Genomic DNA, 24,236 nt, shown 5'->3' with positions numbered 1-24,236 from the left:
TCTTACTTTGTCATCGCTTCATACTTTTTCAAATCTTCATCAACCATCATTTTTACCAGTTGCTCAAATGATACTTCTAATTCCCAGCCTAATGTTTCTTTTGCCTTTGTACAATCACCTAGTAGTAAATCTACTTCTGCTGGACGGACAAATTTCTCATCAATTACAACATAGTCTTTCCAATTTAACCCTACATGCTCAAACGCAATTGTTACGAATTCTTCAACTGTATGTGTTTCACCTGTAGAAATAACAAAGTCTTCTGGTTTATCTTGTTGTAACATTAACCACATTGCTTTTACATAATCCCCTGCAAATCCCCAGTCACGCTTCGCATCTAAATTGCCTAGACGTAGCTCTGTTGCAAGACCTAATTTAATTTTCGCTACTGCATCTGTAATTTTACGCGTTACAAATTCTACACCGCGGCGAGGTGATTCATGGTTGAATAAAATGCCTGAGCAAGCATACATGTCAAAACTTTCACGATAGTTTACTGTAATCCAGTGACCATATAATTTAGCTACACCATATGGGCTACGTGGATAAAATGGTGTTGTTTCTTTTTGTGGTGTTTCTACCACTTTACCAAACATCTCTGATGAGGAAGCTTGGTAAAATCGCGCATCTGGCTTCGCAATGCGCACCGCTTCTAACATGTTTGTCACTGCTAAACCTGTTGTATTCCCTGTTAAAATAGGTTGTTCCCAAGAAGTTCCTACAAATGATTGTGCTGCTAAATTATATACTTCATCTGGTTGAATCTTTTCAACAATGCGAATCAATGAAGATAAATCCGTAATATCTCCTGAAATTAATTCAACTTTATCCTGAATATGCTCGATATTTACCATGATTGGTGTGCTTGTACGGCGTACTAAACCATATACTTTATATCCTTTTTCTAATAAAAGATCTGCAAGATATGAACCATCTTGCCCTGTAATTCCTGTAATTAAAGCTGTTTTCATTTTAATTGCCTCCATTAATTTCTTTTTTATTATATTGAATACCTAGCAGCATACCTACTAATACAAATAATGTTCCTGTCATTGCAGGTGTTGTATCATTGAATAATGATTGTATTAAGAAGGCTAACCAAACAACAGCTAGTGTTGCTAATGTAGTTGCTTCTTTTTTAGCAAATAGCTCTTTAATTACCCCTTTTAATGTTCCAATAACAAATAGCATATAGAAAATAAATCCGAAAATACCTGTTCCAAACAAAACACCTAAATACACATTATGAGGCTTATCTACAATTGTTTCAATCAATAAATTCCCTCTTGCTTCTAACTGGTAATGAGGGAAATGATATACCAATGTATCTAATCCATACCCTAACCATGGACGTTCTTCTACTAACTTTAATGTTTCTTTCCATATATATGTACGTCCTGTTCCTCCACTCCAAGCTCCCTCTGGTAGCACAGGCAATTCAAAAGAATTTTCTGCTGCAAAAGCCTTTTCTCCTAATAATCCTAATTCAAAACTAGACCTACTGTTTGATTCACTATTTTCTATAATCTCAGTGTATGGGTTTGTTCCTTTATAGAAGAACCCAATGGATTCAGACCATACTTTATCATTTTCAGAAGCTAGTATATGCATATTGATTCCACTTACAATAAAAAATAGCGCAAAAACTAGTGATGCTCTTTTACTATCATTTGATTTGAAAATTAACCAAATAATTAGTGGTATGATACAGACAATTGCAAAAAAACCACTTGTAGAAACAGACATAAATGTGATAGCCATTGATACAATAGCCATTACTAGTGTTACAATTTTTTCCAGAGTACCTTTACTTAAAATACTATAAGCTAGATACATAACTGTCATCATACCAAACATCCCACTCATATAGTTCCATTGATTTAAAGTACCTAAAAGATGTGAACCATCACTAATTGTGCTTTCTGCTGGTAAAGTCATAGATACGAAAATTCTTAACCATTCTTGCTGTAACATATCTTTACCATAAAAATTCATTGTAATGAAAAACACATTCAACAAAACAAAAGGTATCATACAATACATAATAGAACGCATGAAATTTTTAGGGTATTGGATATTTATCGCAATAAATATTAACGCAATATAACAAACCCAAACGATTGCACCTTCTGAACGATTAGGTTGACCATTTAATGCAATACTAATACTTGGTGAAAATATAGTTGATAAAAGAATAGCTGTCAGTAATAAGCCTAAAATATAATTAAATGGTGTTTTTCGAATTTGACCATTCATAAAAAAGATTTTACTCACAAACAATATACTAGTAATGATTGTAATCACTATAATCATTAATGATTTGTAGTAGGTAAATAAATCACCTTTAATACCAGATGATAGTACTTCTTGGTTTGAAATTAAGGGACTTAATATTTCTCTTGTACTCCCCATAACAATTAATGGCATAAGGCCTATTAATAATAATAATAACCTAAAAATCCATTTATCTATATTTGCACGCGATTGTATGTTTTCTCTTTCATCGCTCGCCACATCTGATTTATGTATTTCTTCGTAAAACCGAGCCATATAAATTTACCTTCCTTATTGCATATTCTCAATTTGAGTTAATAATTCTGTCACACGTTCCTGATACATTGGATATGTCTCTGAAGTCCAGCCCGAATCACGACACTTCTCCAATACAACTTTTGCATCTTCAAGCCGCTCCGCAAAAAATAATAATTCTCCAAATTGTAACATAAACATTTCATCCTCCACTTTATGGGGATTGATATCTAATGTTTTCTGTAACAAAATAGCTCCCTTACTATAATCATCATTACCAGCAGCAATTAGTCCACCCAAATAATTGACTACTTCTAAATCTGGCTGTTTAAGTAATAATTCATCAATCAAAGTAGCTGCCTCTGCATAATCACCTTGATTAAAAAGTTGGCTGGCTTGCTGATACAGCATATCCTCTGTTAAAAATTCATCGTTTTGACCTTTTGCTACTACTTTTGCAGAAATAAGTCCAATGACAGTAAATAAAATCATTCCTAATAATATATATTTTCTTGTAGATTCTTTAAGTCGCATTATTCACAATCCCTTGTTTATTTTTGGATAACAGGCTCATTATACACTAAAATCTATAAATTTTCCTTATATTATATAGAAGTATTATGGAAGTATGTTAAACTTTTCAGTGTATATTTTAACAAATTTTGAATTTTAATTTTTAAAATAGATATCCACATACTTAGTTTTACACATAGTAACAAATTGACTAAACCTGTCCAATAAATAACAGTATACTAGTCACTTCTTATAACAATTTTCCTCATATTCGTTTTATATTCCACTCAAATCGCAAGTTAAATTTATATTTCACTCCTTATCTGAAAATATAATTAAGCATTGTTTATGTTCAGGTGAAATATTAATGAACAGAAGACATTGGTGATTCTCAACCATTGCATTTGTTGCTGTATCATGTTTTATATACACAAATTAACTGTGTCTTGCTTATTAACACGTTATTTTAATAATGGTAAACAAATTACAGGGCAATACTGTTATCTGCAAATAGTTGATAGCCTTATATTATTATTTCATACTACTTTATTTGCTCTCCTTGATAAATTACATCTTGATTATAATAAAGATTGCTTAATTATATAAAGTTCCAACATTGAAAATTCAATATTCCCTATTTTCCTCCTTCAGATTATAAATTTGACAAATAGATATTTTTATAATAAAGGAGGCAATGCTTTAGAAAAATAACTTTATTTGAAGATGCCTTACAACAGTTTCTATAGCATTTATCGCTGAGACAGTATAGTGAACAGACACTTCGAGGCTATCAAATTGATTTATCACAGCTGGATAATTTTTTAACAGAAACTATAAATGGCCCCATTATACTGGATGAGGTTACAGTTGACCATTTAGAGGCGTTGCAGCAAATGCTTATTTTAAAATAGCTAGCTGTTGCAACGATTAATTGGAAAACACATAGTATGAAAAGCTTATTTAATTGGCATTTTCTAAAAAATGCTCAAAAGTAATTGTGCTCTTAATATTATCCCACTAAAACCATAAACACATGAACGTCATTTTTTAACGGAAGAAAAACTCCAACAATTTTCACAGCAAATAACACATCCAACCATTCGAGTTATTGCTCAATTTATTGCTAATACAGGATTACGTATTAGTGAGTGCACACAGCTATTATTAACCGATGTGGATTTTGAACAGCGTATTGTGTATGTTCTACATGGTAAGAGCGATAAATCTTGCATTGTTCCATTAAATCATCGCACTGTTCAACTATTACAACAGTACCTTCATACTGTTCGCCCGAAAAATAGCAATTCGCTTTATTTTTTGCCCTTGCTAAAATGGATAGCATTTCATCTCAATATATTAATAGCATTTTAAAAAAGCCAGACGCGAAATGCAGCACCCCAGCTAATTACTTGCCATACTTTGCGTCATACATTTGCTAGTAATTTAGTAAAGTATAATGTTAATATCAAGGTTATTCAAAGACTTCTTGGTCATGCCACTGTTCGAACAACGTCTATCTATATGCATACGGATTTCCAGGCACTTCAACAAGTCGTTCATTCTTTAGAATCGCAAGGAGGCATACTTATGCAATATGATGAAAAAACAACAATAATTTTGCAGCAGCTTGAACAAGGAAAAACACGGCAGGAAATTGCTCGCATTGGAAATCTATTGATATACCATATGCGTAGACGAGGCTTTCTTTGGGATAAGACGGCGTAAACTTATGTAAAGCAGTCCAAAACAACTTCCCCGACAAAGATACAATCACTCCTACAAAATTTAGCCACTAAGCAACCAAACTTTAAAAAAAGTAGCACAGCATACTGCAAAGGAAATGGGCCTTTACATGGAACAACAAGACTATATTTGGCATCTAGAGTTCCAAAATTATTATTATGTATCCACACATTATTACAACGAATAAAATTACAATCACTTCGTCTTATACAATATTACTAGAGTAATAAAAAAAGCAGCTAACACCTCAAGCTATTGTTGAAATAGTACTAGGGCAATATCTTGTTGCTACATTTGATAAAAGTAATTAACTATGCTAGTAAAGGCGAAAAACTTGTAAATATTTCGGTCTTGGTAACACACCAACCCCATCTATAGATAACGTTATTTTAGTATTAAGAAATTATAAATATAAAAAAATAAAGAAATCATTGTAATTTATGAAGAAAAAGAGGATGTTATATCATTAAAGAAGGTACTAGTACTACTGGTGATGTATTGACAAAGTTAAATACTTCATCTACTGAAGACGAAGTAAAAATAGTTCTAGCAAACTTTCCTGCATTTCAATCACTTTTTGATGCAAATAAAACTATATCTATTACTACAGGAGTATACACAACATCAACTGAAACTGTTGATGATATAAGAATCTGCTCATCTAATTTCAGCGTATCGGCTAAAACTGCTGGTACTGAGTTAAATGGCTTAGTCGTTGATATTATTACTACTAAGAAAACCAAGAAATTACTACAATTTTCGATCTTGCTACAAGTAATTCAACATCGAAATTAGTAGTTGAGTCAGCAAATGTTAGTTCGACAAATGGAACAATTAAAATAACTTATGCTGAATTGAAAAAGTATTAGATGGTAAATTGGCTGTTAACTTTACTATAGGATTTAATATAGCTATAGGAGCAGTAGATGCTCTTTCTGTAATAGCTAATGGAACTGTAGCAGCACAGTGATTACAGCATACTTTAGGTGTCTAATGTAGATCTTAACATTGATGGTACTGAATATATCTATTAATTGCATCAGCTGATTCAGATATCAAAAATATTGTAACATCAACATGTGACTTAGATTTACTAGCAGCATCTCAAATAATAAATACTGTTAAGAGAGATATCACAGTTGCAGGCTAGAAACTCCAAATGATGATTATACGTTCTCTTACTAAAAGTAAACTCACTATTGATCACTAATTAAATATTAGGAAATGTGATTCATCCCACTGTCATCAGGTAAAAAAAGTGACTATTCTCTATCAGTGAAGCAAAGACTTAAGTAAATGCTATTTGTCCTAGCTTAACTGAAACAGCAAAGACACATAGAATTGATTTTAAAGCTTACTTGTTCAAACTTCTGACTCAAGTGTTAACGATTTACTCTAACCTGACATCATTGAGCAGTATATACGTCTTGATTGAAAATGCTTCAGGATATCTACATAAAATAGCCATCTCTTTAAAACTATAGAAAAGGGGCTATCTATTATGGGTATACTTTCTACACCACCCTAGTTCATATACATACTTAAGCTCACTACAAAAAAGACTTTGTGGAAGTATTCCACAAAGTCTTTTTCTTAAGAATGAAATTAGTTATTAAGAGGTACGCTACTGTCTTTAACAGTTACTATATTCTTTTTAGTTGAATCAGTTACTTCGAATGTAGTAACAGGACCTGTAATTCGTGCTACAAATTTCACAGTTACAGATTTCTTACCATCTGCTGTAGAAGCCACAGTACCAGTAGCAGTTGTACCATTAGCTACAACTTTTACTGCATCTCCTACTGCAATATTCAATGCATTAGAGAATGTAAATGTAACTTCTTGAGATTTACCTAGTTTACCATCAGTACTCTCTAATTTAGCACCACCATTAACAGCGTAGTTGAACTTACCATCTTTAGCAGCTGATAATGTAAGAACATTACCACTAACTGTAGCATTAATGCCTGTACGCTCTTTAATTTTGAATTCTAAGTCAGCAGAAGAATTATAGTAATTTGACTCAGGCGTCACTATACCACCAGATGTATTATAATACGTGAACTTCACGCCATTCACTTCGATTGTTTGACCTGCTGTTTGAAGAATCTGAGCAGTATCAACAGTTGCAGTTGCAAGTTCACCAGGAGAATAAGCTGTAGTTTCAACAGCTTTATTTAAAGTAGATTTGTATTGATCAACAGCTACTTTATCACCAGCGTCACCACCAATAAGCGCACGTACAATTTTAAATGTCACGTTGCCATCAGCATCTTTACTGTATTGTACTTCAACACCCTTTTCGAACTTCTCTAATTCTTTAACAAATTCATCTAAATCTGCAAGTGGAGAATTATTTTCAGATACAAATTTTGCACCTTTAAGAGAAATAGCTTTTTTACCTTTAAATGTTAAAGTTTCATCTGCTTTATTAACAGCTACAACATGACCAATATAGTTGTTAGGTACATCAACTGAAGCTGTAAATGTTGCAGTTGCTTCTTTAGCAGTGAATGCAAAATCTTTACCATCAACAGGGTTAACTGCTACACCAGTAGCAACTACATGTACAGATGATGACTTCTCAGCATCTCTAAGTTTCACTTTTAAATCAGATGAAGTTAACTTACCAGGGAATGATAGTGTAATGTTACGACCTGGTGAAACAATTTCTCCAGCTACTAAAACATCATTTGCACCTGTGTTACGTACTGTGTAAGTTACTGATTTAGGTGACACTGTTTTAATTACTTTATTACTTTGGTTTACTAATTCAGCTTTAAATGTTGCTTCAGCAGCACCATCAAACTTATCTTTTTTCTTACCATCTGCATCATAAGATTTTACTGATGCACCATCAAGATATGCTTGTTTGAAGTAAGAAATTGGTGCAACTGTTTTTGGTTCGCCTTCATCAAGTGTAGCTTCTTTAGCATTAGATGTATTGATATCAATCCAAGCTACTGGTGTTGCATAGTCATCTTTTACCTCAGAACCGATATAGAATTTAGCTTCACCTTTTTCATCTGTTTTCACAGTGATTTGTTTAGCTGTGTTTCCATCAGTACCAGCAGTAGTAGGATAGAAAACTTCATCTTCATTATTAATAAATTTAGCGTTTGTATTTGTTGAAATTACACGATCTAAATCTTCGTTGAATGCAACATTAACAATTTCATTTTTCGCTACTTTACCATCTTTATCTTTTACGATAACTTTGTATTCACGACCATTGATATTGTTGCTGTCAGCAAGTGCAGCTACTTCGCCACCTTCACGAGTTACCTCAATAGTGTACTCTGCTTGTACTGCTGCAAATTTCACTTTAGAAGCAGAAGCTTGTAGTAAAGAAGCTTTGTAAAGGTTTGCGCTTTCGTTCGCAGTAGTATTTACATCAAATACTACAGGTGTTACTTCTGTGTTTGTACCAGAAACTGTGAACGTAGCCTCACCTTTAGAGTCAGTTGTCACTTTTGCTACTTCTGGAGTAGTAACATTGTTTAATTGTTTTGCTGCAACACCGTTAATTGTAGCGTTTGCTACTTTATCAGATGTTACGTTCATGTTTTCAACAAAACCAACGTTGAATGTTTTGTTAGCTTCTGTGTTACCAGTTTTAGGGTTTTTGTAAGTAATTTTGTAAGTTTTGTTCGCACCGTTGTTAATTGTATCGCCTGTAGTTACTTCTTCAATTGAAAGAATTGTATCTACACCCCAGAATACATAGCCAAGTGCAAATTTAGAACGATCGCCAGTTGCATATGCAGTTACAGCATCGTCATCAGCACGGTAGCGAGTGTAAGAATAAGTAGCAATACCCTCTTCATTTGTTACTGCTTCACCTACAATTGTTGGATTAACAGCATCATTATTATTACCTGGAATGTTGAAAGTAACAGGGATACCAGCTTTAGATTGACCTTCGCCTACAGAAACTTTAGCTTGAAGTTTAACTTCTTGACCAAGTTTACCTTGTACGGAAGGAGTTACTAATTCTACTTTAGTTGGTACGACAGCAGCGATACCTTTGAATCCGCCGATTGCTTCGCCATCAAGTGTTACAACATACTCTTTTTCAGCTGTTTGAGAAGCTGTTGTTAATACAACTACTTTTTTGTCTGTTTGTTTCACAGAAGCGTTTTTGATTTCTAAGCCTTCAATCGCAAAGTCAAGAGCTTGTACGTTTGAAACCTCTTCGCTTAATGTTACTTCAACAGTTGTGTTGTTAATAGCTTTTACAAATGCAGCTTCTTCTGGAATTTCGTTGTCCACTAGGTTAAGCGCACGTTGGAATGTTAATGCAAAGTCTTGACGAGTGATTGAGTTGTTCGGGTTAAGACGGTTTGCATCAGTACCTTCGAAGATACCATTTGCTACTGCGATTTCTAAGTATTGTTTCGCCCAAGGCTTGATTTGAGAAGCGTCAGCAAAACCATCTACGTCTGCTTCACCTTCAAAACCGAAAGCTTCTACTAAAATTTTAGCAGCTTCAGAACGAGTTAAGTTTTTGCTTGGTGCAAATTCAGTTGTGCTTACACCTTCAAAGATACCTTGTTCTACAACAGCTGTAATTGAGTCATAGTACCAAAGGTTAGATTTTACATCTTTGAAGTTTACATCGCCACTAGCTGTTAGGTTTAAAGCTTTAGCGAAGATTTCAGCAGCTTCTGCACGAGAGATAGCGTTAAGTGGGTTGAAGTTCCCGTTTTGATCACCTCGGATTACGCCGTTGTCAACTAAGTTTTGAACAGCCTCTTTTGCGTAACCAGAAACTTTATTTAAATCATTTACTTGCGCAGCAGATGCTACAGGAACGATTGCTGATGCAACTAATGCAGCTGTTGCTGATGCCGCGAAGAACTTACGGCCTTTGTTTTGCTTTGCCATTAATGTATTCCTCCCTAGATTTCCTAAAAATAATATTCATTCAACGAAAACTATAGTAACACCTTATTAGTGACCTAAGTATATGTATTTATAGTTTTCTTGAACAATACAAAACTAAAGCAAATTTGTTAGTAAAGTTACTAGAAAAAGCGTAGTAGAATACCATTCTAGTAACCTTATTCACTTTCTACAATAATATAACACTATCTTTTCCAAATTTCAAGCACTGAAACATAAATTTAGGTATAGAAGTTTTTTTTACCATAACAATAATGGTTTTAACTAGTTTCCGTTAAACTTCCTACTATTTATTGCTCCATTTGGAATGGTAACTTATAGTTACGTTACCTATTATACCTGACTTTCCATAATAACCAAGTCTTTTTTAGATATGGTTACGAAATTGTCAAAAATTAAAGTTTACCGTAATATTTTAGTTATATTTGTAAAGAAACAGCAATATAGTGTAGGTCATTTCATGTTTCTTTCTTATCTTATTACTAGCTGCTGCTATCTGTTCCCATGTTGTAATAATAGATACCTCCTTTTTATGCTACACTTTTGATAGTTTGGTAGAATGATACTATCAACCATTGAAGGGAGCTTGGAAATGAAACGAACATTACCTCTATATGGGGCTGTGCTTGCGGGTATGCTATATCTTGCACCTACTACGGCTGCAGCGGAAGATATCTCGAAGCATTGGGCCTACCATGAAATGAACTATCTTATTGAAAATGATTTAATGAAAGGAGATGAACTTGGTAATTATCGTCCAAATGCTGCTGTTACACGTGCAGAGTTTGCGGCATTTCTTGTGCGCACGCTTAACCTACCAGCCGCTTCTAGTAGTCAAACATTTGTCGATGTAAAAAAAGATGACTGGTATTACGGTGTTGTTCAGCAGGCTAGCTATTATGGGCTTATTAAAGGTGATGATCAGGGTAAGTTTAATCCAAAGGCATATATTGATCGTCAGCAAATGGCAGCAATGTTAAAAAGGGCTCTTCACCATTTAGATATTCCAACATCTCTCTCTCCTATTACGTTTAATGATAATGCGCGTATTGCAAAATGGGCTTATGCGGATGTACAAGCCGTTGTTGCTGCAGGGCTGCTTGGTGGCAAGCCGAATAATCAATTTGCACCGCTTGCGCAAACAACTCGTGCTGAGGCGGCGACTGTGCTTTATCGCTTAATCCACCTTGATGCGCCTGCTACTGGTAATAAGCAATATATCACGACAAACTACTCGCACAATTATGCTAGTGTGGTAAGTAAGCAGGCTGGTAATAATCCGAAGGTTGATGGTGCTGGTGTTTTCACGGCTAGCGAGGCACTAGTGTCATACTATGTACATCCAAAAAGCTTTATGCAGGATAGCCCATCCTATTATCAATTTTTAAAGCTATCGACTGTTGTGAACAATCTAAGTGCAAAAGAATTAGATGAGAAGGTGCTGGCGAATAAAGGAAGCTTAAATGGTATGGGTGATGCCTTTATTGAGGCAGGAATGAAATACAATGTTAATGCGATTTATTTGTTATCACATGCATTACATGAAACGAACAATGGCTCCTCTGCGCTTATTAAAGGGATTGAGGTCGGGCTTGATCAAACTGGGAAGCCTACTATGGTAACACCTGACAATCGAGAAAGTCTAACGGATATAAAGACAACTTATAATGCTTATGGTATTGGCGCAATTGATGCAAATGCGAATAAACATGGGGCAGAGCGTGCTTATACAAATGGCTGGTTTACAGTAAGAGATGCGATTATTGGCGGCACGGAGTTTGTAACAGAGCGCTATATTAGTCAGGGGCAGGATACATTGTATAAAATGCGCTGGAATCCTGATAACCCTACAGTTCATCAGTATGCAACACATGTGATGTGGGCAGAGGTACAGGCGAAAAAGATTTATGACCTTTATGAATTAATTGGTGCGGATGCAACAACAAATTTAGTATTTGATATTCCTGTTTATCAAGGACAGCCTGCTGCTATTACGTTACCAGACCCGACAAAGCGCTATGCGGTAGACCCTAGTTTAGCTGGCGCAACTGGCATGCCAACAATTAATTTGAATATGCGAACTTACCCGAATACAGCAGATAATGCTTCAATTATTACAAATTTGCCGAAGGATACAACGTTTAAGGTGCTTGGTGAAAATGGTGGCTGGTTGAAAGTTAGAGCAAATGGACAAGAAGGCTGGGTGCTTGATGATTATGTTCAGCTTGAAAATGGCTTACAGGTTACTAATATGAATATTATGCTGAATGTTCGCAGTGAGCCTTCTACAACAAGTAATATTATTGGCACAGTGAAACCAAATGGCTTTATTATTGGCGCTGTGGATGATAAAGGTGAATTTATTACAAATGGCGATTGGTATCAGGTGATTTACAATGGCAAAACAGGATGGGTTCATAGCGATTATATTGTTAAAAAATGACCCTATTATGATGATTCAAAAAAGAGTGTGACAATGTTTCACGCTCTTTTTTGTGCTGATTTTTTAATCACTATTATAATGGAAGAAACTCAGATTTTTTGAGGATAGTTGTTTTTCTTATGATTTAGGGAGCATCGTTGTTTCTATGATGAGCGTGATCATTTCTTTATTGGAAGTGCTCATTAACTTTGGGAAACCCGCTCCATTCGCAGCAAATGAAAATTTCCTGTCAGAATTGCTTTTATGGTATGATAGATTGCAGTGAAAAAGGAATTACAGAAAGGTTTGAACACTATATGAGGCATGTAACGATTATGGGCGTACCCTTTTTACATATTCATCAGCAAGGGTTTGTTGATTTACTCGTTCAGCGTATTGAACAGCAAGAAAAGACTTTCGTTGTCACAGCTAACCCTGAAGTGGTAATGCAGGCAAATGAAAATCCTACTGTGATGAATTATTTAAAGCAAGCGACATATATTTGCGCAGATGGGATTGGTGTTGTGAAAGCAGCACAAATACTTGGTGATTCGCTGCCAGAGCGTGTCACTGGCTATGATACAATGGTACGCCTTTTAGAAGTCGGACAGCAAAAGCGCTTTAAAATTTATTTATTGGGCGCACAAAAAGACACGATTGAAAAAACTGTAGCGAATATTCGAAAGACGTATCCAAATGTTGAGGTTGTTGGCTATCATGATGGATTTTTTGACTGGCATAACAATACTATTGCAGAGGAAATCGCTGCGCTACAGCCTGACCTTGTGTTTGTAGCATTAGGTGTACCAAGGCAGGAAAAATGGATTACGGAAAATCTTGGGCAATTTTCAAAGGGTGTCTTTATCGGTGTAGGTGGCTCCTTTGATGTTATCGCTGGCACTGTCAAGCGTGCGCCCATTATTTGGCAAAAGCTAAACCTTGAATGGTTCTATCGATTGCTACGCCAGCCAAGTCGTTTTGGGAGAATGCTTGTACTTCCCCGCTTTGCACTGAAGGTTTTCACATCAAAGCTTAAAGGTCAAGGTGCAGCAAAATGAGTCAATCAACCTTTGTGAAAAGCACCCTAGTCTTAACAGTTGCTACATTGCTATCAAAAATAATTGGCAGTATGTTCCGTATCCCACTGCAAAATATTGCTGGGGATGATGTACTCGGAATTTTTAGTCTTGTCTATCCTGTTTATATGGTGGCATTGTACTTATCTGTGGCGGGTATTCCAATCGCCATTTCGAAGCTAATTGCAGAAGCCAAGACGCAAAATGATGCAACAAAAATCAAGAAAATTTATGTAACCGCAAGCATCCTTGCTCTATCCTTTGGCGTCATTAGTTTTACAATCATCTACGGCTTTTCTAGTCAAATTGCCAATGCGCTTGGTGGGCCTTCAACAGAAATTGCATTAATTGTTGTTGCCCTTACATTGCTTGTTGCACCATATATGGCTGTGTATCGAGGATTTTTCCAAGGCTTTGGTGATATGCGCCCTACTGCTATTTCTCAAGTAGTTGAGCAGTTTGTGCGTGTTGCGTTAATTTTACTTGTTGCCTATTTCCTTGTTGCTATGAATTATTCGAATGATATTGTAGCTGGTGGTATTATGGCTGGCTCTGTTATTGGCGCATTGAGCTCATTGCTTTATTTACGTCTTAAATATTTCCGTTCTTCGTTTAAAGTAACAAGCAAGGAGAAATATGCTGCTAAAGATTTTTCTATGTGGAGTAAAACTATTTTAAAAATCTCCATCCCTATTGCAATTGGCTCTGTCACAATGGCACTCTTTAATTTTGTGGACTCCTTCACAGTTTCCTATGGGTTAAGAAGTGCAGGAGCAGATGCTAGTGAAATTAACTATCTTTATGGTATTTATGGTCGAGGACTAACATTGGTGCAAATTACAACCGTTTTTGCCTCTTCGATTATTCTACCGCTTGTGCCGTTAATTACAACGAAGCTTGCGGAAAATAAGCTGGATGATACACGTAGCATTATTGAGCAAACACATCGTATGACACATCTTATTTCCTGGCCAGCTGCTATTGGGCTTCTAGCCTTAACCTTGCCTTTAAATCTAGCCCTTTTTAAAGACTTAGAGGGAAGCTTAATGTTAGCAATGATTAACCTTAGCTCTGTTTTTACATCCTTAACGCTGCTTGGTACGGGAATTTTGCAAGGGATGAATGCAGCGAAAGCAGGGGCATTGATTATTATAAGTGGTGTTGTGCTTAAAATATTTGCCAATATCTTCTTTATTCAGGCATTTGGTCTTGATGGTGCTGCCTATGCAACATTGTTTGTATACCTTGTGTTATTTATTGTGAATTCTATTGTTATTTATCGTATGATTCGCTTTACTGTTCTTGGAGCAGATACAATTAAAATGATTGTGGCTTCAATTGTTATGGGCGCACTTGTTGGTTTACCAACATTATGGCTGGATATTGCAGATTGGTCACGATTATGGGCACTTGGGTATTTGATTGTCACAATTACAATTGGAGGAGCTATTTACTTCCTTCTACTATGGGTAATGAAAGCTATTCATAAACAAGATTTAAAGAAAATCCCGATTATCGGCAAAAGATTTTCATAAATAGGAGAGGTAGAACATTTATGTCAAAACAGAAATGGCTTTGGGGAATCATTGTTCTTTTACTCATCGTTTCCTCGACAGGTATGGTGATGAGGTGGAATGCTGAGCAATCCAATAATACGTATGAAATGGTCATTCCCCTTGATGAAATACAAACTGCTAGTAAAAATAGCGATTTAACAATGGATGAGATTTTTTCTTCTTTAAAGGAGGCTGGGCTTACAACGGTTAGCTTAGAGCCTCTAACGTTAAGGGAAATGGAAAAGCAAAACCTTATTACAATCTATGAGGAGAATGAATTAGCAGCACAGCTATTGTTTACACCGTATAAAGACGATATTGATGTCACAAAGCGTGGATATTATATTCGAGTGCCTGATAACACAAGCTATCAGCAGCTTATTATGGATAGTGTGCAGCCAGAGGAGGTGCAGGTAGGAGAAGAGGCTTTCTATTTCTTACCTACTGCTAATCATCATTATGACTTAAAAACACCAATTGGCTATGACCAGCCTGCTATTGATATGATTAGTGAGCATGGGCTTGCACATATTTTTAAAGTTGAAAATGCAAGTAATGAAGTAGCGAATGAACAATTAGTGCATCAATTATTGACACTAAAGGATGCATCTGCTGGTCGTTTGCTTGGTTCAGGTGATGAAGCAATTGGCTTTGGAGAAGAAAACGGACATGTATTAGTGGAAAAATTAAAAGATGCTGGCTATTCCTTCTATACAATTGAGAGTAACCCACTAAAAGGCGAAAATAAAATCGCTCAAATTACAGATTACAATATGATTCGTTTGCATAGCATTAATGTTAATCGCGAAACAAAGCTAACATTAAATGCGAGCATTGATCGTACAACAAGAGCTGTAAAGGAACGTAATATCCGTTCTATTTTCTATCATATTAAAACATCAGGCAATCCACATGAAAATATTAAAGAAACGATTGAATACTTAACAGGCGTTCAAGATACTATGCCAAATCATTTCAAACTAGGTGAGCCAAAGCCGTTTGATAAGGTAACAATTCCTATTTGGGTAACGGCACTTGTATTGCTAGCAGGTATTGTATTTACGTTCGTTATTACGGAATTAGTGAAATGGATGCCTTTACGCCTAGCAGCTGCTGGCTTTATGGCACTGTTAGCCATTGCGTACTTCCTACTAAAAAGCACCCTATTCTTACAGGCATTTGCATTAATTATTGCAGTTCTTGCACCAACATATGCGGTTATTAAAGCTGCAAACGGCTCTACACAAATATCAAAAATATTGATTCAATACTTAAAGGCAGTAGCTATTAGCCTTATCGGTATTGTGATTGTGATTGGTTTATTAAATGGCAATGCCTTTATAACAGGTTTTGCAACATTTAAGGGTGTGAAGCTTGTTTACTTGATTCCAATTTTAGGTGTATTACTATTTACAATTATTGAAATCAATCGACTAGCTGATCAAAATATTAAAAAATCCTTATCAAATACTGTGACATTATTAAATAAAGAGCTGAAATATTGGCATGTGCTGTTATTAGTGATTGTGGCAGGTGTTGGATTATTTTATATTAGTCGAACAGGTAACTCTGGCTCTGTTAGTGAGCTTGAGCTAGCATTTAGACAATGGCTTGAAAACACATTATATGTTCGTCCAAGAACGAAGGAATTTTTAATTGGTTTCCCATTCTTTGTTTTAGCATTATATGTAATGGGCATTAATCGCAAATGGGGTAGCATCCTGCTTGTACCAGGCGTTATCGGCTTCCTATCTATCGTCAATACCTTTACACATCTACACATTCCAGTAGCAGTTTCTGTATTGCGTACATGCTATAGTGTCGTTCTTGGCTTTGTTATAGGGCTTATCTTTATTTTAATTTTTAAACTTATCTATCGTTGGGCTTCTAAGGCAATCGCGAGGTGGACATAATGCATATTGTATTATCTGGCTATTACGGATTTGATAATGTTGGGGATGATGCGATTCTTCTAGCGATTATCCAATCTTTAAAGAAATGGCAGCCAGCTATTGAGATTACTGTCTTATCCAATAACCCAGCCGCTACAGAGCAAACATATGGTGTAAAGGCGGTTAATCGCTGGAAGCTAAAAGAAATCCGCCAATTATTGAAAACAGCGGATGGTTTAATTAGTGGCGGCGGCAGTCTTATGCAGGATCAAACAAGCATGAAGACGATTCCTTACTATGCGGGCATTATTCAAATGGCAAAATGGCTAAAGAAGCCTGTCTTTGTCTATGCCCAAGGTATGGGTCCGATTAATCACCCAATTAGTAAGTTTATTGTTCGTCAGGCACTAACAAAGATTGCACAAATTACAGTTCGGGATAAAGCTTCTCAAACACTGTTAACAGAGATCGGTATACAAAAAGAGGCTACGATTGTACCTGATCCTGTAATGGGGCTTAATGGTGATGACTTCCATTGTGAATGGCTGGTTAACGAAGCATTATTAGATGAAAGCTATATTGCGGTAAGTGTTCGTGACTGGCCATCTGCAATAGTGTATAAGGAAAAGATTGCACATAGTCTTGACCAGCTAGCACGTCAAGGTGAGCGTATTGTCTTTGTACCAATGCACGGTGAGCATGATTTAAAAACATCAGCAGAAGTAGCTGCGCTTATGCAGGAAAAAAGTATAGTAGCACCTGCTGACTTATCAATTGAAGAAAAAATTGGTGTTATTGGGCAATCACAGCTGCTAATTGGTATGCGCCTACATTCCTTAATCTTCTCAGCTATTTATGCAACACCATTTATTGCGATTTCTTATGATCCAAAAATTGATGCATTTGCTGAAATTGTTGAACAGCCTGTTATTGGGCATGTGGAGGTAGATGATTGGAATGGCGTAACATTGTTTGAGCAGGCTGTCGCTATTCTGGAATCTTATAATTCCGTACAAGAAAAGCTAAGTCAGGCTGTTCGCCCATTGCAAAATGAAGCAACAGCTACAGCAAAATTAGCACTTGAAGCCTTTGGCAAACATTAAAAAAATGATGAATTTCAATGCTCGTTGAAATTCATCATTTTTTTGTGACTTCTAATAAGGTTAAAATCGACTGTGCTTGCTGCATATGCATTGCCAGCACATATTGACTTGCCTGCATTAAAATCTGTGCCTTCACCATATTCATCATCTCTTTTGCAATATCGGCATCTCGAATACGGGATTCAGCATCCTGTAAGTTATCAGCGGTGTTAACATTTACATTGTATGCATGCTCCAAGCGGTTTTGATAAGCTCCAAGGCGTGAGCGCTCATGGGATACTTGCTTTAGGGCATCATCCATTGAGGAAATAGCTTGATTTGCCTCCTCACGTGTAGCAATGGAAGTATCTCGTAAACCAAGTGCTTCAGCGCCCACATCATTGATAAATAGCTCAATATGCTGCCCTGCATTTGCCCCTGCTTGAATTTTAATGCCATTTGTTGAATGCTCTCCGTTAAGCAATGCTTTTGTATTAAATTCTGTATCTGTTGAAATACGCTGGATTTCCTTTTTTAATTCTTGAAATTCTAAATCAAGCTGTGCACGGTCGTCATCTGTTAAAGTATCATTGGCTGCCTGCACTGCCAGCTCACGCATGCGCTGGACAATTGCATGTGTTTCATTTAATGCTCCCTCTGCTGTTTGCACAAGTGAAATACCGTCCTGTATATTTTTAGCTGCCATATTTAAGCCACGAATTTGAGCCCGCATCTTTTCGGAAATCGCAAGACCTGCTGGATCATCCGCTGCACTATTGATGCGATAGCCCGTAGAAATTCGCAGCATTGCTTTATTCATCGTGTTATAATGCTGATTCATATTTCGCAGAATAGACATCCCTGTCGCTGACCATTTCCCAAGCATGCTCTCACCACCTTTCCAGCTGATTATTTTTAAAAATATAACGCTAATTTTATGCCATTCGGATTTCACAATTGTTTGCGCCCATAAAATAAGCAGTCTTTGATTGGTGTATACTAGATATTCGTCTTGCAATACATTATTGCTCCAATATGGATTTTTTGCTGCTATATTTTAAATCCCAATTCATATTTCTCACAATCATTATTTGTTCCCTATCGCGGATATCATGGGTTACTAGCTATATTTTAAACCACATATTTCTTTCAGAACCTTCCTCACTATTGTTGGCATTTTTTCATTGAACGTTTCTAAAAATCACTTATTCTTTTTATCGGCTATATCTTCTATTTTTTCAATTTGATAGTTGAATATCTTTTTAAAGAGGCGCTATCGTAAACATACTTTTAATGGCTTTCAGCGTTTCATTGTAAAAGCACCTGCCTCTCATTCAATGAAAAGTAGGTGCTTACTAGGAATTTCGTCTATTCAATTTCGAACCCTCCAAATTGCTGGTTCTTTTGCTGTAGCAAATCAAAAAAGAGTGCTTTATTATTTTCTGCTAATGCTTTATCGATTAAATAATCAAAGTTTTTCTCCTCTAATTCTGCTAGAAGCTGGTCAATCTCACCTACACTTACTGTTGTTGTGGCAGGTTGAATTTGTGGCTGCGGTGCAACGCTATCAAGAATCGGTGCTAGATGCTCATGAACATTTGTAATAAGCAGCAATTGATATAGTGGTAAGCGAATAAAACGGTTACCTTTTTGGAAAACAAAAACCTCAGATAAGTTTTCGATTTGCTGTGTCTTCAAGTTGATAATCATCTCTTTACCTTCTATAGGAATGAAATGGAAAATCTCATTCTCTTTTAAGATTGAGAAGTATTGATAAGCAAATACGAGGCGTAATTTATCTCCAGTAATTTTTGTGTAGAACGGCTTCATGTATTGGACTTGCATCATCATTCATCCCTCCTTAGTTATCTGATTATTCAGATTTTAACACAAATTAAAAGTCTTGTTAACTATCTTTACTTCAAATTTTTTTCTTTCTGATCATTTAGCTTATCACTGTCGCATTTTAATCGTATAATGGAAAGACAGTCTTTTTTTCCTTTATAGCAAATTAACCATGTTAAATAGATGAAAGGAGCGAGGTTATGGCATTGTCTATATCACAATTAGCGAAAGATCATCAAGAGTTTGTGCTAACTAAATTAAAAGAAGCTGAGCAAGTGCTACACCCTTCCTCTACAGAAGACGAAGAGCTAGTGCGTCGTGCTGTTTTCTCTGTGAGGAATAAATCCATTGTGTTTGAGCGCTTTAATGGTGTAAGTTCTATACTATATGCAAGCGTCCAGGATGTCAGACCTGCCTCTGTTGAAATTGATTTTTCTAAAGAGGAGCTGCGTTGTAATTGTCCTCAAACAAAATGGTGCAGACATCAAGTCGGTGCATTGCTTGCTCTTTATCAGTATTTTGATTCTGTCCAAGATTGGTCAAGTGCTTGGCGTGCACAAAAGTCTGCCCAGCTAAAAACTCTAGCTGCTGAGCGTAGTCCACAAAGCTGGCGCATGATGGTTGACGAGGTAATGAAGCGATTATTACCCTTTGGTCGAGTAATAGAGGGCTATGGGCTTTCCGCTATCAGAACAGATGCATTAGAGCGTCTTCATCGGCATATGCCCTATGAACGTGAATGGCAGCCGCTGTATAAGCTTTTTATGGAATTAGCCATTTTGAATACAATATGGCGTCACTTAAATGAAACACCCGGACATTCCTTGGATTCACCGTATATGAAATACTTTATCGATCAAAGCAATCAATCATTTGAAAGCATCCTAACAGAGCTTACAAATCGTTCTCGCCTTTTTGCAACTGATCCATTCTATGATGCTTTACAGGAGCTAATAAGAGAATTTTTATTAGAACGACAAGGACTATTTCCAGATCGACTTCACTTATATATGCTGTTTTGGGCGGTGCTTTTTTATGAAAAGCCACGACGTGAGCAGGAGTTAATGTATTTAAATCGTTTAGAAAATCCTCCGGCTGAAATTTCTTTATCATCGTTAAATTTATTATTTTATGTGTTATTGCAAAAGGAGGATTTACTTCAAGAAAATTTGGCACATATTGATTTAGCACAAATGCAGGATTTATTTGAGCTAGCTACCTTTGCTCAGCGTGCCGGTGAGCCTCATGCACTAACGCTTATTTTGCGTGCTATTCTGCCATTAACAGAAGCCTTTTTACAGAAAGTCGTTCCAGTTGTACAGCGTGCTCAATACGTGCGACAATTCCAGCTGCTGTTTGATGAAATTGAGCTTACTGAGAAAGAAGAAGCAATGCTATACAGTGCCTTTGGTGTATATGGTATTCAGCCATTTTCAAGCTTTTTAATTAAGAAAGGGCGTTATCGCGAATGGGCTGCTCTTCACCAGCTAAATCCCTCCTCACTTTCTTATTTAGAAATGTGTGGCTTAAAGGATGTACTACAGGTGGAGCCTGCTACAGTGCTGCCCTTATATCACGTCTATGCAATGGCTGAAATTACACAAAAATCACGTATGAATTATAAGCAGGCTGTTCGCATTTGGAAAAGTATGCGCAGTGCTGCAAAGCGAGCAGGTAAAATAGCTTACTTTGAAACATATATGAATACCATTCGCACAGAATATAAACGACTTCGTGCATTACAAGAAGAAATTGAGAAAGGAAACTTAGTATGATAACTATCAATGCTCCTTCCCCGTTTTCTAAAAAACAACAGCTTCGTATTGAAGTAGCTCAGGAAGGATATTTTACGTTACAGGGCTTTACTGCTGACGGTAAAATCATCGATGCCGATACACTTATTTCTTCATTATTTTTTAGTTACGAAGCAAATATCTATGGCTTATTAACAAATCGAGCTGATTTTACAATTGAAGTTTCAAGTGCTGAGCTTCTCGATATTTTTTCCTCACGCTACCAGCATCCATTTATTAGCTGGCACGGTACAGATGAGAAAAGTAAGATGTGGCTAGATAAAGTGTTGGCATTACAGCAATACTGGCAAGAGCCATCACTATGGTCATATGCCGTTATTGCAGAGGATTTTTCCTCATTAGCATTTCCAATTGAGCATGTAGATTCAGCATTATTAGAGATAGCTGTGCAACAGAAGCTGTCACAAGTTGGCTTAATTTTCTCTGATTTACCAAAGCTTTTGCCCTTTTTCCTACGTGGTGGTTGGCCATTAGAACAATCGCGCCAAACTGGGGCCGTTTCGCTGTCTTTACGGCTAAGTGAGCCTGAGGAAGATTCCGATGTATGGCTATTAGAAACCGTTCTTAGTACAGCTACGACTAAAAATTATTGGACACCTGCTATTCGTAAGCAATCTTTGCCGATAGCAGAAGCGCTTCCTACAAAGTGGCAAATGTTTGCGGATGAAATTGAACAGCAGCAACAGCAAATTGTAGACCTTTTATCTAAGGATGCTATCAGAAGTGATATTTTTATTCATACACCACTTGAAGATGCTGAGGTGCGCTTATTTTTACGTGAAGACCTTGCCAGATTGCAGGCACTCGGTTTTGATGTTGTGCTACCCGCATGGCTAAAAGATTTAAAACAATCTAAAATGCGTGTGCGTGTAACGACTAGTAATGTAGCAACAAAAAAGGTAGCAGGACTAGACGATATTTTAACGTTTAAATGGCAATTCTCTATGAATGGTCAGACCATTTCTCCTGAGCAATTTAAAAAGCTTGTTGATGAAAAACGCGAATTTATTCGTATTGGTACGGAATGGTTTCGCGTGGATGCTAATTGGATGCAAGAAATGCGTGCATTGATGCAGCAGGCTGAAGATGAAAGCTGGACTGTTCGTGAATTACTATTTAGAGAGTTACCTGAAGATTTATCTGCCCCTCTTGAGGAGGAAGATGCTGATGATGCACTAAGAGATGACCCTATTTTTGCATTGGAAATACAGCAATCATTAAAATCCTATATGGAGCAGCTTTTAGAGAAAAAGGGATTACCAGCTATACCAGTTCCATCAACTTTACAAGCAGAATTACGTCCTTATCAACAAGAGGGCTTTGAATGGTTAGCCTTTATGCGTCAACAAGGTTTTGGTGCTTGTTTAGCTGATGATATGGGATTAGGTAAAACAGTTCAGCTTATCTCCTATCTTCTTCATATTTATAAAGCAACAGATCATAAAAAGCCTTCTATTATCATTTGCCCAACTTCTGTACTTGGTAACTGGCAAAAAGAGCTTGCTCGATTTGCACCTTCTTTAACCGTGCATACACATTATCAGGCAAACCGAGCAAAGGATAAGCTATTTAAACAGCAAGTGGTAGCCGAGCAACCGCAAGTGATTTTATCTACTTATGGCACAGTATCGCAGGATGCTGAGTTTTTACAGGAGATCGAGTGGGCAACTGTTGTATTGGATGAGGCTCAAAATATTAAAAATATGCAAACATTGCAGTCAAGAGCTATTCGTAAATTACAGGGAGCTCATCATATTGCCCTTACCGGTACACCTATTGAAAACCGTTTATCTGAGCTATGGGCAATTTTTGATTTTATTCATAAAGGCTATTTAGGTAGCTTTAGTCGCTTTAACGAGGAATTTATTTTACCTATCGAACGCGATGAATCTGAAGCGCATAAGCAGAAATTAAGAGCTAAAATTCAGCCATTTTTATTACGTCGTACAAAACGTGATCCGCATTTACAGCTTAATTTACCAGATAAGCTAGAATCAAATGAGTATTGTCCATTAACAGCTGAGCAAGCCTCGCTATATGAAGGCTATATTTTAGAAACACTTGATCAGCTAGAGCAGTTAACAGGCTTTCAAAAAAAGGGACGCGTGTTAAAAATGCTAAGTAAGCTCAAACAACTATGTAATCATCCTGCCTTATATTTAAAGGAGCCTTTCGAGGATGCCGAAACAATGCTTTCACGTTCGACAAAATTAGAGCGCATTGTGCAAATGGCTGCGGAGATTGTGGACAATGGCGAGCAATGTCTTATCTTTACACAATATATAGGAATGGGACAATTGCTACAGCATTGTTTAAGTGAATTATACAATGTAGATGCACCATTTTTAACAGGTGCTATGCCTAAGCAGCAGCGTGACCGCTTAGTAGAGGCTTTTCAGGCAGGAGATTTCCCTATTTTTATCCTCTCTTTAAAAGCTGGTGGAACAGGGCTTAATTTAACAGCTGCAAATCATGTGTTACATGCAGATAGATGGTGGAATCCAGCCGTTGAAAATCAAGCAACAGACCGTGCCTATCGAATTGGGCAAACACAATTTGTGCAAGTCCATAAGTTTGTAACAATTGGCACAATCGAAGAGAAAATTGATAAAATGCTAGTACAGAAGTCTGCACTATCGGAAGAGCTTATTCAATCAAGCCAGTGGTTAACTGAATTAGAGGATCACGAATTGCGTGATTTAATCACATTAGATATATAATTAGATGCGCCAAGAGCAAAGTATTCTTGGCGCTTTTTTCAGTGGAACCATGCTTTTACTTCTTTTCCCTACTTACTTTATTTCTCTATTCAGTTGTGTTGAATATTCCATTGCTGTGCGGTCTTCAGCAATGTTTAGT

General features: G+C 36.6%; 14 protein-coding genes and 1 pseudogene. 9 read left to right on the top strand and 6 right to left on the bottom strand.

Going from position 1 to position 24,236, the window contains the following annotated elements:
• Nucleotides 1–2 precede the first annotated feature (2 nt).
• Genes gmd through MHB42_RS03080 form a run of 3 tightly spaced genes read right to left on the bottom strand, consistent with a single transcriptional unit; the run spans nucleotide 3 to nucleotide 3,063 of the window.
• Complete coding sequence (gene gmd, locus MHB42_RS03090) at nucleotides 3–971, bottom strand: GDP-mannose 4,6-dehydratase (RefSeq protein ID WP_340804319.1); 969 nt, start codon at nucleotides 969–971, stop codon at nucleotides 3–5.
• Nucleotide 972: 1 nt separating this feature from the next.
• On the bottom strand, nucleotides 973–2,550 hold the full coding sequence (locus tag MHB42_RS03085) for an O-antigen ligase family protein (RefSeq protein WP_340804318.1): 1,578 nt from the start codon (nucleotides 2,548–2,550) through the stop codon (nucleotides 973–975).
• 15 nt (nucleotides 2,551–2,565) lie between these two features.
• Nucleotides 2,566–3,063 (bottom strand): tetratricopeptide repeat protein, encoded by a 498-nt coding sequence (locus tag MHB42_RS03080; RefSeq protein WP_340804317.1) that lies wholly within the window; start codon nucleotides 3,061–3,063, stop codon nucleotides 2,566–2,568.
• A gap of 1,035 nt (nucleotides 3,064–4,098) precedes the next feature.
• Here MHB42_RS03080 and MHB42_RS03075 point away from each other — a divergent pair.
• Nucleotides 4,099–4,767: pseudogene (locus MHB42_RS03075) on the top strand (tyrosine-type recombinase/integrase); the annotation flags it as partial.
• 516 nt (nucleotides 4,768–5,283) lie between these two features.
• A complete protein-coding gene (locus tag MHB42_RS03070) occupies nucleotides 5,284–5,580 on the top strand; it encodes a hypothetical protein (protein ID WP_340804316.1) in 297 nt (98 codons plus the stop codon).
• A gap of 810 nt (nucleotides 5,581–6,390) precedes the next feature.
• On the opposite strand, the gene MHB42_RS03065 is transcribed toward MHB42_RS03070, so the two are convergent.
• Nucleotides 6,391–9,672 (bottom strand): S-layer homology domain-containing protein, encoded by a 3,282-nt coding sequence (locus MHB42_RS03065; protein ID WP_340804315.1) that lies wholly within the window; start codon nucleotides 9,670–9,672, stop codon nucleotides 6,391–6,393.
• Between the two features lie 610 nt (nucleotides 9,673–10,282).
• Here MHB42_RS03065 and MHB42_RS03060 point away from each other — a divergent pair.
• The 5 genes from MHB42_RS03060 to csaB all read left to right on the top strand — a co-directional run bounded on the left by MHB42_RS03060 (nucleotide 10,283) and on the right by csaB (nucleotide 17,739).
• On the top strand, nucleotides 10,283–12,133 hold the full coding sequence (locus tag MHB42_RS03060; protein WP_340804313.1) for an S-layer homology domain-containing protein: 1,851 nt from the start codon (nucleotides 10,283–10,285) through the stop codon (nucleotides 12,131–12,133).
• A 314-nt stretch (nucleotides 12,134–12,447) separates the two neighbouring features.
• Nucleotides 12,448–13,170 (top strand): WecB/TagA/CpsF family glycosyltransferase, encoded by a 723-nt coding sequence (locus tag MHB42_RS03055; RefSeq protein ID WP_340808517.1) that lies wholly within the window; start codon nucleotides 12,448–12,450, stop codon nucleotides 13,168–13,170.
• Complete coding sequence (locus MHB42_RS03050; RefSeq protein ID WP_340804312.1) at nucleotides 13,167–14,723, top strand: putative polysaccharide biosynthesis protein; 1,557 nt, start codon at nucleotides 13,167–13,169, stop codon at nucleotides 14,721–14,723. The genes MHB42_RS03055 and MHB42_RS03050 overlap by 4 nt, the downstream gene beginning before the upstream one ends.
• A gap of 20 nt (nucleotides 14,724–14,743) precedes the next feature.
• The gene (locus MHB42_RS03045) at nucleotides 14,744–16,657 is read left to right on the top strand and encodes a DUF5693 family protein (RefSeq protein ID WP_340804311.1); all 1,914 of its coding nucleotides are present in this window, start codon (nucleotides 14,744–14,746) and stop codon (nucleotides 16,655–16,657) included.
• The gene (gene csaB / locus MHB42_RS03040; protein ID WP_340804310.1) at nucleotides 16,657–17,739 is read left to right on the top strand and encodes a polysaccharide pyruvyl transferase CsaB; all 1,083 of its coding nucleotides are present in this window, start codon (nucleotides 16,657–16,659) and stop codon (nucleotides 17,737–17,739) included. Before MHB42_RS03045 ends, csaB begins: the two co-directional genes overlap by 1 nt.
• 34 nt (nucleotides 17,740–17,773) lie before the next feature.
• Here the strand turns inward: csaB and MHB42_RS03035 are convergent, their stop codons facing one another.
• Nucleotides 17,774–18,604 (bottom strand): flagellin N-terminal helical domain-containing protein, encoded by an 831-nt coding sequence (locus tag MHB42_RS03035; RefSeq protein ID WP_340804309.1) that lies wholly within the window; start codon nucleotides 18,602–18,604, stop codon nucleotides 17,774–17,776.
• A 482-nt stretch (nucleotides 18,605–19,086) separates the two neighbouring features.
• Complete coding sequence (locus tag MHB42_RS03030; RefSeq protein WP_340808516.1) at nucleotides 19,087–19,566, bottom strand: transcriptional regulator; 480 nt, start codon at nucleotides 19,564–19,566, stop codon at nucleotides 19,087–19,089.
• A 197-nt stretch (nucleotides 19,567–19,763) separates the two neighbouring features.
• Between MHB42_RS03030 and MHB42_RS03025 the strand changes: the two genes are divergently transcribed.
• Together MHB42_RS03025 and MHB42_RS03020 are read left to right on the top strand one after the other, a co-directional pair.
• Entirely contained in the window at nucleotides 19,764–21,338 is a 1,575-nt protein-coding gene (locus MHB42_RS03025) for a hypothetical protein (protein WP_340804308.1), read from the top strand.
• Entirely contained in the window at nucleotides 21,335–24,097 is a 2,763-nt protein-coding gene (locus tag MHB42_RS03020; protein WP_340804307.1) for a DEAD/DEAH box helicase, read from the top strand. The genes MHB42_RS03025 and MHB42_RS03020 overlap by 4 nt, the downstream gene beginning before the upstream one ends.
• The last annotated feature ends 139 nt before the right edge of the window (nucleotides 24,098–24,236 follow it).

This window comes from Lysinibacillus sp. FSL K6-0232, assembly GCF_038008325.1.
GTDB lineage: Bacteria > Bacillota > Bacilli > Bacillales_A > Planococcaceae > Lysinibacillus.
This window is presented reverse-complemented; position numbering and strand designations above follow the sequence as displayed.